Source organism: Acidovorax sp. NPDC077693 (assembly GCF_044542805.1).
Lineage (GTDB): Bacteria > Pseudomonadota > Gammaproteobacteria > Burkholderiales > Burkholderiaceae_C > Acidovorax.
Window position 1 is genome coordinate 154,558 of the sequence record NZ_JBITVD010000006.1, and the last position, 12,191, is coordinate 166,748.

Sequence of the window (12,191 nt, forward strand, 5' to 3'; positions counted from 1 at the left end):
CTTTCAGCCAAACACTCTGAGCAAGTTCTTGCGAATTTCTAGCGCGTCGTCGCCCCTTTTGGCCGCTTGCATCAGCGCAGTACACGCCTCTGCATCGGATACAGGAGATGGCGGGCTGATGTCTAATGTTTTGTCCTGTGCTCAGCATCGTCGCTTTGCGTATGGAGTTGGTTTGTGGGAGCAGGCAGTTAGATTTTGAGGCATTTTGTCCATCTTCTCCAAGATTGGCGAAAGATAGGCGCAGAGAAAAAAACAAGCAGAAGCAACACGACGCTGCGCCAAAAAATTGACTTCAATTCTTCAGAGGTAGGGGCGAAGGCGGTTGGGGTACTCGCCATGCTCGGTTGCAATGTTAAAAACGAAAATATGCTAAGTGCGATGCCTAGCAATAGCGTTCCTACCAGTGCCCAACGTGCCTTGTGCCATCGAAATGCCATTCCGATGCCAAATAGCAGCAACCCTAGCATGGTCATGAAAAAATAAAAATTTTCTATGCTGGATATAGGCCAATCACCCGCATTGAATACATATGCCATATGGAGCTTGATCGCCCAGCCGATCAACAAGGCAAAACTGGAAAAAGCCAAATAAAACCACTTAAATACATTGTGGTGTATTAAGAATTTGATTCTTCGACGCCATAGTTTCAACCGCAACCAGCGCCGAGTTCTGGGCGAGTGCAGCGTCACTAGTATCAATAAGGCTATGCAGATGACAAGTGTGGTCGTCAAATTGTCCGTGTTTGGACTGTATACGATAGATATGCTCAAGTCCTCGGCTTGACTTGGATAGGTGTATAAAGAATGTGCGGTAATGCCGCAGCCAATTAGCAGTAGTGAACCCAGCAATGATTGTGCGCCACGCAGGCGAAAAGAAATTCCTGCCCAGAATAGCAAAAATGCGAAAAACGTTGTGTAGGCGGAAAACAAGTCGGCAGACCCGCCGCCAAGCATGGTGCCGGTGACATCCCGTACATTATTCAGTCCGAATAGCCCGATGAGCATGATCATACTTGCCGTGAGCAAGTAGGCGTAACGGAAAAAAGATGAGATTGACAAAGGCACGAAGATTAAGATTAAATTTGGATGGTGATCGGGCGCGGTAGCCTTTTTGTCAGCAAATCGGAAAATATAACAAAGTCGCCGCCACGATTATGTCTGTCTCGCCATTTTCTGAATACGTTGTTTTCGGCAAAGAACTTGCCTAGTACATATGGTGAAACCGACGCGCCAGTTCGATTCCAAGAGCCAAGCGGCTCTCGGTCTGAAGTAAAGTCGTAGCAATCGCGTACATAGAAGTGTAGTTCTGTGATTTCTACCTCATGCGTTTTGCTGGTGCTTTTTGTGCTGAGGGGACTAACAAAACCGCTTATTGCCATATGGAGGGTGAAAGCGGCCAGCGCGCAATCCAATGGATCGACAGTGCCTCCCCAAGGAATGGGTTCTGAATTAAGATGCGCAGTTTCATGCAACACGACAGTGTCTCGTGATACGCCTATTGGTTCACGCCTATTGGTGAGAAACTGTTGGCGTTGTAGAATGCGTCGCAACTCTCGCGATGCTGCAGCGGTTGTGATGCGCTCTCTTTCGAGTTTGATCAATCCATTGACCACGCGAGGAAAGCCTGCAACCCAACTCATCTTGATGGTAGTTGTGTTTAGGTTCTGACTTGGGATGCTGAGGGAGTTAATGTTTCCCGGGCGCCATGACTCGGGCAAAACGAATGGAGGAGATTGAAACCACTGTCGCATCAACTCCGCTCCTTGGGGAGCGTTCATGCTGTGTTGCATTACGGCGGGAATTTCAATTAACTCAAAGTGTTCTGCTATGTCTTCAATTCGGACGGCTGATACGGCCGGTTCTGTTCCAAGGGTGCGACCTATCGTGACTGCTGCCTCGTTGGCAGGGTTTATCTGTGATGCTTTCTTTTTTATGCTCTCAACTAAGCTCATATTATTCTCAGAGGCGGTAGTGTTAATTTGACGGTGAATGTCTAAAATTTCATCACACTATACCCGGTCTGCTTCACATCGGAGTCGCGGTCGTCTTCGGCGATTCTAGGCAGGCGGTATTTTGTGGGCATAATATAAATTCGCCCGAATAAAACTGAATGAAGCAATCATACAGTTGACATGCAAATGGAATAAAGCATTTTCTTCTGTTTTTTTGATGATATGGACATGCTTCTGTGTATTGCATGCGTTGAGGCGGATAAGATGCTTTGTGCCGACCAGAGTGCGCAGGCTCTATAGGAGCTAAGCAAAGATGACGCCCGCGAGATCGGTTGACGCCCGAGAAAAATTATGGGATTAATAGCTCGTCGGGCAGCGTGCTCAAAATCACATCGAAAAAATCTTCCCAGGATTCAAGATGTTCTTCGGGTCCAGCGCCCGCTTGATAGACCGCATCATGTCCACCGCGCCCGCCCCCGTTTCGTCCAGCAGGAAGCCCATCTTGTGGATGCCCACGCCATGTTCGCCGGTGCAGGTGCCGCCCATGCTCAGCGCGCGGGCTACCAGGGTGTGGTTCAAGGCCTCGGCCTTCGCGCGTTCTTCGGCGCTGTCGGGGTCGATCAAGTAGCCGAAGTGGAAGTTGCCGTCGCCCACGTGGCCGACGAGGAAGTACGGGATGCCGCTGGCTTCGGCCTCGTCCACGGATTCGAGCAGGCAGTCGGCCAGGCGGCTGATGGGCACGCAGGTGTCGGTGCTGATGGCGCGGCAGCCCGGGCGGCTTTGCACGGCGGCGAAGTAGGCGTTGTGCCGTGCGGTCCACAGGCGGGTGCGTTCCTCGGGCGTGCTGGCCCATTCGAAGGCCTGGCCGCCAAACTCGCTGGCGATGTCCTGCACGGTCTCTGCCTGCTCCTTCACGCCCGCAGGCGAGCCGTGGAACTCCATCAGCAGCATCGGTTCCTCGCGCAGCGTGAGTTTGCTATGGGCGTTCACCATGCGCACCGTGTGGTGGTCGATGAGCTCCACGCGCGCAATGGGCACGCCCAGCTGGATGGTCTGGATCACGGTGTGCACGGCGGCCTCGATGCTCGGGAACGAGCAGATCGCGGCGCTCACTGCTTCGGGCAGCGGGTACAGGCGCACGGTGATCTGCGTCATGATGCCCAGCGTTCCCTCGCTGCCCACCAGCAGGCGAGTGAGGTCGTAACCGGCGCTGCTCTTCTTGGCGCGCGTGCCGGTGTGGATGATGTCGCCGCTGGCCGTGACCACCTCCAGCGCCAGCACGTTCTCGCGCATGGTGCCGTAGCGCACGGCGTTGGTGCCGCTGGCGCGCGTGGCGCTCATGCCGCCGATGCTCGCGTCGGCGCCGGGGTCGATGGGGAAGAACAGGCCCGTGTCCTTGATCGCATCGTTGAGCTGCTTGCGCGTGATGCCGGGCTGCACCGTCACCGTGAGGTCTTCGGCGTTCACGCTCAGCACTTGGTTCATGCGGCTCACGTCGATGCTGATGCCGCCCTGCACGGCCAGCAGGTGGCCTTCGAGCGATGAACCCGCGCCGTAGGGGATCACGGGCACCTCGTACTGGCTGGCCAGCTTCACGGCGTCGGCCACGTCCTGCGTGTTCTGGGCAAACACCACGGCCGAAGGCGGGGGCGCCTGCAGCGAGCCCTCGTCGCGCCCGTGCTGCTCGCGCACGGCCTGGGCCGTGGAGCACTGCGCGCCAAAGCGGTTTTGCAGTGCCTCGATCAAGGCCTGCGGCACATCGCGCAGGTGGATCTCGGGCATCAGGTGGGCGGTGGCGGTGGGGGCGTTCATGGGTGTGTCTCCGTAGGTCGGCGGTTGGAAATCATTCTAGGTGGCCGGGCCGGCCCTGTGCGGCCGGCCCCCAGTGCGGGCAGGGTTGCGCACCGGGTATTCCCCGATGGGGTGCGACGGCGCCGCATTTACATTACGTTTGAAATGTATATTGCTTGTGCCGCATGAACACCCGGAACATCCCTGAGCGCCGCAGCCACGCCGAGCGCAGCGCGGCCACGCGCCAGCACCTCATCGCCACGGCCATCGACGTGATCCAGCACCGCAGCCTGGAGGAGATGTCCATCCACGAACTGGCGCGCTCGGCCGGCATGACCTCGGGCGCGGTGCAGCACCACTTCGAGTCCAAGGCCGTGCTCATGATGCGTGTGCTGAGCGAGCTGGTGGAGCAGCGCGTGGAGGCAGGCCAGCTCTGGCCGGCGCGCACGCTGCCCGCCGCGCAGCGCGCGACGCTGTTCGTGCAGGCCGCGTGGGATCTGATCTATGCCCAGCCGCGTTTCATCGTCGCCTGGAACATCTACCTCGGTTGCCGCAACCAGAGCGCGGTGCTGGAGCACATCGCGCAGTTGCGCCAGCAGATCAACGCGCAGATGCGCGATGGCTTCTTCGACGCGTTCCCGGAGCTGGCCACGGCGCCGGACCGTGCGGCGTTCCTGGGGCTGGTGTTCTCCACGCTGCGCGGCATGGGGCTGCTGCAGCTGTTCCCGGACACGGCCACCGCACCTGCTGCGGGCGACAGCGCAGCGCCGCAGGCACAGCTGCGGTGCCTGGCGGGCCTGATCGCCAGCCGCTGCGAGGCCGCCGCACCGCCACTTGCAGCCCGCCACGGCGCGCGGCGCGGCCCGAAGACCTGACGACTGTTTCACCGCACGCCGCCTGCAAGGTCGGGCCCAACCGGCCAAGTGCCCGGCCGAGCGCCCGGTCTGGCGCGCGCGTGCAGCCCTTCGCTCACCACCACCTGGAGACACCGCATGACGTCCTCGAAAGCCCATTGCATCCGCCCCACCGCGCTGGCGGCCACGCTGGCCTGTGCGGCCTGGTGGCCCTTCGCCCAGGCCCAGCCGGCGGCGTATCCGGCCAAGCCCCTGCAGCTCGTGGCGCAGCAGCCGCCGGGCAGCGGGTCGGACGCGATGACCCGTGTCTGGGCCGACTGCGCCGCGCGTGAGCTGGGCCAGAGCGTGGTGGTGCAGAACAAGCCGGGTGCCAACGGCATCCTGGCCGTCAACTTTCTCAAGGGCCAGCCGGCCGATGGCTACACGCTCATGAGCATCGGCATGTCGCAGATGTCGATCACGCCCTATGTGTACCGCCAGCGCCCGTACGACCCGCTGGCGGACTTCGATGGCGTGGCCGTGCTCGGTACCTCGCCGCTGGTGCTGGCCGTTCCGGCGGGCAGCGGCATCGCGCGGCTGCAGGACCTGGACAGGCTGGCGCGCGCCACGCCCGGCGGCGTCAACTTCGGCTCGCCGGGCAAGGGCAGCCCGGCGCACCTGCTCACCTCCGCGCTGCTGGACAAGATGGGTGCGCCCGGCACGCACGTTCCGTTCGTCGGCGAAGGGGCGGGGCTCACGGCGCTCATGGGCCAGCAGATCCAGGCCATGACCCTGGTGATGGGCACGGCCGCCGCGCAGGTCAAGGCGGGCAAGCTGACGGCGCTGGCGGTGTTCGGCGCGCAGCGCTCGCCGCTGCTGCCCGATGTGCCCACCATCGCCGAAGCGCTGCCCGCCGCGGCCGACCTCGCGCGGCCATCGTGGATCGCCGTGGTGGCGCGCGCCGGCACGCCGCCCGAGCTGCTCAACCGCCTGAATGCCGCCACCGAGAAGTGCCGCGGCGACGCGCAGTACAAGAGCCGCTTCGACGCCATGAACGTGAGCCTCACGGCCACCGCGCCGCGCGACGTGCGCGTGTGGGCCGAGCGCGATGCGGCGGTGTGGCGGCCGCTGATCGACAAGCTGGGCCTGGCCACCGAATGACCGGCAGCGCTGTGCACTGCGAAGTCTCGCTGGCCCACGGGGGCGGCCTGCGCGGCAGCGTGCAACAGGGCATGCAGGTGTACCGCGGCATTCCGTACGCCCAGCCACCGTTTGGAGCGCTGCGTTTTCAGGCGCCCGCACCCGTGCCGCCCTGGCAGGGCGTGCGCGATGCGCTGGCGTTCGCGCCGGCCGCGCCGCAACTGCCGCGCGTGGCGCAGGCCCACACGCCCGTGGTGGGCGGGCCGGAGTGCCTGGCGCTCAACATCTGGGCGCCCGACCCACCCGCCACCGACGCTGCGGGGGCGCTCCCCGTGGTGGTGTGGGTCCACGGCGGCGGCTTCTTCCGGGGCTCGGCCAGCGACCCGCTCTACGACGGGGCATCGTGGGCCCGGCAGGGCGTGGTGTTCGTGTCGGTGCAGTACCGCCTGGGCATCGACGGCTTTGTGCACCTGCCCGGCGCGCCGGCCAATCGCGGCCTGCTCGACATCGTGGCGGCCTTGCGCTGGGTGCAGCAGCACATCGCTGCCTGGGGTGGCGACGCAGGCCGTGTCACGGTGATGGGCCAGTCTGCCGGCGCGGGTGCGCTGGCCTGCCTGCTGGGCATGCCGCAAACGCTGGGCTTGTTCCAGCGGGCCATCCTGCAAAGCCCCAGCGTGGCTTGCCAGACGCTGGAGGAGGCCGCCGCAGCCCGCGAAGCCGTCGCTGCGCTGGCGGGCGTGGCGCCCGAGCGCGACACGCTGGCGCTGGCGCCGCTTGCGGCGGTGCTGCAGGCCGTGCATCGCCTGGCCATCGACCCGGCGCTGCGCCGCCGCATGGGCCTGGGCGGGCGCCAGTTCTTTCCGCTGCGGCCCGTGGTGGATGGCGAGGTGCTGTCCGCGCCGCCGCTGCACGCCATGCACCATTGCTGGGCCGCACACCCCGTGCAGGCCCGCGCGCTGCAGGTCCTGGTGGGCAGCAATGCCGACGAGATGCGCCTGTACCACCTGCCCACGGGCCTGTGGGACCACGCCACGCCCGCACACGTCGATGCGTTCGCACACGATGCCGAACTGCCCGCAGCGCTGGTGGCCGCCTACCGCACCCGCGTGGACGGCGGCCAGGCCACCCCGGGGGCGCTGCTGGCCGCCTTGCAGGCCGATTACTACTACCGGGCGCCGGCCCTGGGCATCGCGCGCCTGGCGGCGCGCTGCACGGGCGGGGCCTATCGCTACAGCTTCGAATGGCCGTCGCCCCAGGCGCGGGGCCGCCTGGGGGCCGCGCATGCGGTGGAGCTGCCCTTCGTCTTTGCCAACCTCGACACGCCGCAGGGCCTGGAGTTCACTGGCCCGCAGCCGCCGGCGGCCTTGTCGCAGGCCATGCACTCGGCATGGGCACAGTTCGCCGTGTCGGGCGACCCGGGCTGGCCGGCGTTCACCGACAGCCAGGCCTGGACCATGCGCTTCGGTGCGCCGTCTGCCTGCACCGACCGGCCGTACGACGACCTGCTGCACCTCTGGGATGCGCTGACCTGAGGCGGTGATGCCCCATGCCGGGGCGAGGGCGCCCGGCCGGCACGCTGATGGGCAGCCCGGGTGCGCCAGACTGGTGCGCAGAGCTTGTATACCAGTTGGCACGGAACCTGCAATCGGTGGATGGCAATGACCACCGCCAACGACATCAGCAACCGCATCATCGAAGCCGTGATGGCCCAGAAGCTGGCCCCCGGCTCGCGCCTGGGCGAGCAGCAGCTGGCGATGCTGTTCGACTGCAGCCGCACCATCGTGCGCGAGGCGCTCACGCGCCTGTCCACCCGCGGCATCGTCACCGTGAGCGCGCGGCGCGGCTGGTATGTGATCGAACCGTCGGAAGACGAGGCCCGCGAGGCCTTCGAGGCGCGCCGCGTGATCGAACTCGGCCTGTTGCACCAGCTCAAGTCGGTCGACAAGGCCGCCGTGCGCCAGCTCAAGGCCCACTTGCAGCGCGAGAAGGCGGCGCTCGCGGGCAGCGACGTGGGCGTGCGCAGCTTCCTGCTGGGCGACTTCCATGTGTGCCTGGCCGAATGCCTGGGCAACGGCCTGCTCGCCGACACGCTGCGCGACTTCACGGCGCGCACCACGCTGATCGCCATGCTCTACCAGTCGTCGCACGATGCGGCGCAGTCCTGCGCGGACCACGTGCGCATCGTCGAGGCGCTGGAGGCCGGCGACATCGCCCGGGCCGAGGCGTTGATGTCCGAACACATCGGCTCGGTGCAGTCGGCACTGCGCCTGCAGGCCAGCACCGACCCGCTGGCGGGGCTGCGCGACGCGCTGGCGCCCATGCACAAGAGCCCCGCCGCCGATCCGGGCGCTGCCAGGTCCGCCATTGCTGCCACGCCGGCCCAGCCTGCAACCCCAATCACACCTGACAAGAAGCCCCGGCCCCGCAAGCCGCGCGCCGCCACCGCACGTTCCCTTTCCCCCGCGTCCGACAACGACGCAGCACCCGCCGACGCATCCACCTACCTAGGAGCCCTGCTATGACCATCCGCCGCACCCCTGCACCATCGACCCGCCGCCTGACCCTGGGCGTGCTCGCCGCCGCCGGCCTGTCGGCTGCGCTCATGGCACCCGCCGCCCACGCGCAGAACGCGCTGGACAACATCCTCAAGGCCAAGGAAATCAAGATCGCCATCCCCACCGACTACCCGCCCTACGGCTTCGTCGGCACCGACCTCAAGCCCCAGGGCCTGGATGTGGAGATGGCCCAGTACATCGGTGCCAAGCTCGGCGTGAAGGTCGAGCTGATCCCCGTGACCAGCGCCAACCGCATCCCCTACCTGCAGACGCAGAAGGCCGACCTCGTGATCTCCACGCTGGGCAAGAACCCCGAGCGCGAGAAGGTCATCGACTTCACCGCTTCGTATGCGCCATTCTTCCAGGCCGTCTTCGCGAGCAAGAGCCTGTCGATCAAGAGCTTTGCCGACCTGACCGGCAAGTCGGTCGCCGTGACGCGCGGCGCGATGGAAGACCAGGAGCTGGGCAAGGTTGCGCCTGCCGGCGTGGACGTCAAGCGCTTCGAAGACCACGCCGCCAGCATCTCGGCCTTCGTGTCGGGCCAGACGCAGGCCATAGCCACCAGCGCCTCCACGGCCGGCACCATCATGATGAAGAACCCCAACCTGCAGACCGAATACAAGCTGCTGCTGAAAGACAGCCCCAACTTCATCGGCGTGGCCAAGGGCGAGGACAAGCTGCGCCTGCGCGTGAACGAGATCATTGCCGAAGCGAAGAAGTCGGGCGACATCGACAAGCTGTCGAGCAAGTGGCTGGGCCGGCCTGCAGGTGAATTGCCTCTGTGATCAACGGCGCGTTGTGACTCTTTCCCACCGTTCACGTTGATGAGCCTGTGCAAGCCGTTCCCGACGCGCCGTGCGCGCGCCCTGGCTTCGACAGGCTCAGGCCGAACGGGTGTGAGGGCGGTGGCCGTGAAAGTGCTACCCCGCGTTCCATGACGCGCACTGCAGTGCGCAGGCACCCACAACCCAAGCCGCAAGCACCATGCTGATCCAACTCGACTTCTCTGCCGTGCTCTCGTCCTGGCCGCTGCTGGTGCGTGGCCTGGCGTGGACCATCGGCCTCACCATCGTGGGCACCGTGCTGGGGCTGCTGCTGGGCACGGCCTGCGCCTGGGCGCGTGCGCGCAACCTCGGGCCGCGTGCGGCGCCGCTGCGCTGGGCCGTGGCGGCGTATGTAGAGCTGGTGCGCAACACGCCCTTCATCGTGCAGCTGTTCTTCCTGTTCTTCGGGCTGCCGGCGCTGGGCCTCAAGCTCTCGCCCGAGGTCGCGTCGGTGCTGGCCATGGTGATCAACCTGGGCGCGTACTCGGCCGAGATCATCCGCGCCGGCATCGAGGCCACGCCGCGCGGCCAGATCGAGGCGGCGCAGAGCTTGGCGCTCACGCCCGGCCAGACCTTCCGGCGCGTGGTGCTGCCGCCCGCGCTGCTCAAGGTGTGGCCTGCGATGGTCAGCCAGATCATCATCGTGATGCTGGGCTCGGCCGTGTGCGGCCAGATCTCCACGCCCGAGCTGAGCTACGCCGCCAACCTGATATCGAGCAACACCTTCCGCGCGTTCGAGGCCTTCATCCTGGCCACGCTGGTGTACCTGGTGCTGTCCATGCTCACCCGCCGCCTGCTGATGTGGGTGGGGGCGCGTTTTCTGGTGGGAAGGTAGATCGCCATGGTTGATTTTTCTCTGTGGGACATCCTGCGCAACCTGCTGATGGCCGCGCGCTGGACGGTCACGCTCTCGCTCATCGCCTTCATCGGCGGCGGGCTGGTGGGCCTGGTGCTGCTGGTGCTGCGCCTGTCCAAGGTGCGCGGCACCGAGCGGCTCATCGGTGCCTACGTGCAGGTGTTCCAGGGCACGCCGCTGCTCATGCAGCTGTTCCTCGCGTACTTCGGCATCGCGCTCTTTGGCATCAAGACATCGCCGTGGACGGCCGCCGCGTTTGCGCTCACGCTCTATACCAGCGCCTACCTCACCGAGATCTGGCGCGGCTGCGTGGCGTCCATCCCCAAGGGCCAGTGGGAGGCCGCGCAGAGCCTGGCGCTCAACTTCGGCGAGCAGCTGCGCCACGTGGTGTTGCCCCAGGCGCTGCGCATTGCGGTGCCGCCGACGGTGGGTTTTCTGGTGCAGGTGATCAAGGGCACGGCGCTGGCGTCGGTGATCGGCTTCGTCGAGTTGACGAAGGCGGGCAGCATGATCTCCAACGCCACCTACCAGCCCTTCCTGGTCTACGCCTGCGTGGCCCTGCTGTACTTTGTGTTGTGCTTCCCGGTGAGCCTGGTCGCACAGTCCCTCGAAAGGAAACTCCATGGCCACCGCCACTGACACCAGCGCATCCCCCGTGGCTGCACCAGACGCATCGCCCGTGGGCCGCCCCATCGTCGAGATCACGGCGCTGCGCAAGTCGTACGGCACGAACGAGGTCTTGAAGGGCATCGACCTCAAGGTGCGCAAGGGCGAGGTGATCGCCATCATCGGCAAGAGCGGCTCGGGCAAGAGCACGCTGCTGCGCTGCGTGAATGGCCTGGAAGTGTTCCAGGAAGGTGCGCTCAGCGTGGACGGCCAAAAGCTGATGCACGAGAGCCCCACCGCCATGCGCGCACTGCGCCAGCAGGTGGGCATGATCTTTCAGAGCTTCAACCTGTTTCCGCACCTCTCGGTGGGCCGCAACATCATGCTCGCGCCCACGCTCGTGAAGGCGCGCGATGCCAAGACGGCCGAGGCGCAGGCGCGCAAGCTGCTCGAGCGCGTGGGCCTGGCCGAGAAGTTCGATGCCATGCCCGAGCAGCTCTCGGGCGGCCAGCAGCAGCGCGTGGCCATTGCGCGCGCGCTGGCCATGGAGCCGCAGGTGCTGCTGTGCGACGAGATCACCTCGGCGCTGGACCCCGAACTCGTGGGAGAGGTGCTGCGCGTGGTGGAGTCGCTGGCGCTCGAAGGCATGACGCTGATGATGGTCACGCACGAGATGGCGTTTGCCCGCAAGGTGAGCGACCGGGTGATCTTCATGCACCAGGGCCGCGTGCACGAGACGGGCGCGCCGGCAGAGATCTTCGGCAACCCGCAGACGCCGGAGCTGCAGCAGTTCCTGTCGTCGCTGCACGACTGACCGGCCTACCGATCTACCGGCCGGCGACCGCGTTGCAGCGCATCGGCGCCGCAGGCCTAACCCACGCTAACCCACGCTTTTTTTCTGCACGCACAAGAGCCTGCCCACGCCCTGGAGTTCCAGCGCGGGCAGGCTCACGAGCCCTTGCGTCACCGCAGGGCCCGCACATGGCGTGGGGACACCGCGACCCAGGGCATGGCGGCCCTGTGCGGCAGCGTCAGTGCAGGGGCATCAGGAACTGGCGCCTTTCTCGAATTCAGAGCGGGAAAGGGCGCCGTTCTTGTCGGCATCCAGCTCCTTGAAACGTTGGCCGATGGCGGGCAGCTTGGCGGCTTCCTGCGCGCTGAGCTGGCCGTCCTTGTTGGCATCGGCGCGGTCGAATGCGGCAGAGGCCGCGGTGGCTTGAGGCGCCGCTATCACGGCGGGGCCTGTGGAATTTTTGGAGCCAGCGTGGGGCGCAGTCTTGTCACTGGGGCCGAACTGGGGCGAGGAAGTCGTCTGTGCTTGCAATGCGCCTACGCCGCCCAGGGAAAGGGCCGCGAAAAGCATCACGCTGCGCGTGTCGAACGAGTAGTTGCGTCGTTGCAGTGCCTTCATGGAAGTGGATTCCTTCGAAGTTGAACAGGACTCCATTGCACCGCAGCATGGGCGCCAACACCAGCACTCTTGCCTGCTGTTGCCTTGCCCAACATTTGCCAGCGCGGTGTAACGGCCAGGGCGTGGTTTGTGTCCGAATGCGGCAGGCATGTACCCAAACGTACTGCGCGCCGGTGCGGCGTGCGCCGGTATCGAGCCGCCCTGCAGGCTGACCGCTGTGCCCG

General features: G+C 65.0%; 12 protein-coding genes. 8 read left to right on the forward strand and 4 right to left on the reverse strand.

Translation table 11 applies throughout. The features are described 5' to 3' along the window. Positions 1-188 precede the first annotated feature (188 nt). The 3 genes from ACIGHN_RS10125 to ACIGHN_RS10135 all read right to left on the reverse strand — a co-directional run bounded on the left by ACIGHN_RS10125 (position 189) and on the right by ACIGHN_RS10135 (position 3,763). Positions 189-1,010: a hypothetical protein gene (locus ACIGHN_RS10125; protein WP_396504255.1), complete on the reverse strand. Its 822-nt coding sequence runs from the start codon at positions 1,008-1,010 to the stop codon at positions 189-191. 65 nt (positions 1,011-1,075) lie between these two features. Further along, entirely contained in the window at positions 1,076-1,951 is an 876-nt protein-coding gene (locus ACIGHN_RS10130) for a DUF6402 family protein (protein ID WP_396504256.1), read from the reverse strand. A 387-nt stretch (positions 1,952-2,338) separates the two neighbouring features. Further along, positions 2,339-3,763, reverse strand: coding sequence for an FAD-binding oxidoreductase (locus ACIGHN_RS10135; RefSeq protein ID WP_396504257.1), 1,425 nt, complete (start codon positions 3,761-3,763; stop codon positions 2,339-2,341). 164 nt (positions 3,764-3,927) lie between these two features. On the opposite strand from ACIGHN_RS10135, the gene ACIGHN_RS10140 reads away from it, so the two are divergent. The 8 genes from ACIGHN_RS10140 (at position 3,928) to ACIGHN_RS10175 (ending at position 11,370) form a co-directional block, all read left to right on the forward strand. Then, positions 3,928-4,617, forward strand: a complete 690-nt coding sequence (locus ACIGHN_RS10140; RefSeq protein ID WP_396504258.1) for a TetR/AcrR family transcriptional regulator — start codon at positions 3,928-3,930, stop codon at positions 4,615-4,617. A gap of 117 nt (positions 4,618-4,734) precedes the next feature. Further along, a complete protein-coding gene (locus ACIGHN_RS10145) occupies positions 4,735-5,736 on the forward strand; it encodes a Bug family tripartite tricarboxylate transporter substrate binding protein (protein WP_396504259.1) in 1,002 nt (333 codons plus the stop codon). After that, on the forward strand, positions 5,733-7,247 hold the full coding sequence (locus tag ACIGHN_RS10150; protein WP_396504260.1) for a carboxylesterase/lipase family protein: 1,515 nt from the start codon (positions 5,733-5,735) through the stop codon (positions 7,245-7,247). The genes ACIGHN_RS10145 and ACIGHN_RS10150 overlap by 4 nt, the downstream gene beginning before the upstream one ends. A gap of 126 nt (positions 7,248-7,373) precedes the next feature. Beyond that, positions 7,374-8,237 carry an FCD domain-containing protein gene (locus ACIGHN_RS10155; protein WP_396504377.1) on the forward strand — a complete coding sequence of 288 codons (864 nt, stop codon included), beginning with the start codon at positions 7,374-7,376 and terminating at the stop codon, positions 8,235-8,237. Further along, on the forward strand, positions 8,234-9,055 hold the full coding sequence (locus ACIGHN_RS10160; RefSeq protein WP_396504261.1) for a transporter substrate-binding domain-containing protein: 822 nt from the start codon (positions 8,234-8,236) through the stop codon (positions 9,053-9,055). The genes ACIGHN_RS10155 and ACIGHN_RS10160 overlap by 4 nt, the downstream gene beginning before the upstream one ends. 199 nt (positions 9,056-9,254) lie before the next feature. After that, positions 9,255-9,929 (forward strand): amino acid ABC transporter permease, encoded by a 675-nt coding sequence (locus tag ACIGHN_RS10165; protein WP_056410469.1) that lies wholly within the window; start codon positions 9,255-9,257, stop codon positions 9,927-9,929. Positions 9,930-9,935: 6 nt separating this feature from the next. Then, positions 9,936-10,589 carry an amino acid ABC transporter permease gene (locus ACIGHN_RS10170; RefSeq protein ID WP_218383891.1) on the forward strand — a complete coding sequence of 218 codons (654 nt, stop codon included), beginning with the start codon at positions 9,936-9,938 and terminating at the stop codon, positions 10,587-10,589. Further along, positions 10,573-11,370, forward strand: a complete 798-nt coding sequence (locus tag ACIGHN_RS10175; RefSeq protein ID WP_396504262.1) for an amino acid ABC transporter ATP-binding protein — start codon at positions 10,573-10,575, stop codon at positions 11,368-11,370. The genes ACIGHN_RS10170 and ACIGHN_RS10175 overlap by 17 nt, the downstream gene beginning before the upstream one ends. Positions 11,371-11,601: 231 nt before the next feature. Here ACIGHN_RS10175 and ACIGHN_RS10180 read toward each other — a convergent pair whose 3' ends face one another. Beyond that, the gene (locus ACIGHN_RS10180) at positions 11,602-11,967 is read right to left on the reverse strand and encodes an EF-hand domain-containing protein (protein WP_396504263.1); all 366 of its coding nucleotides are present in this window, start codon (positions 11,965-11,967) and stop codon (positions 11,602-11,604) included. Positions 11,968-12,191: the final 224 nt, after the last annotated feature.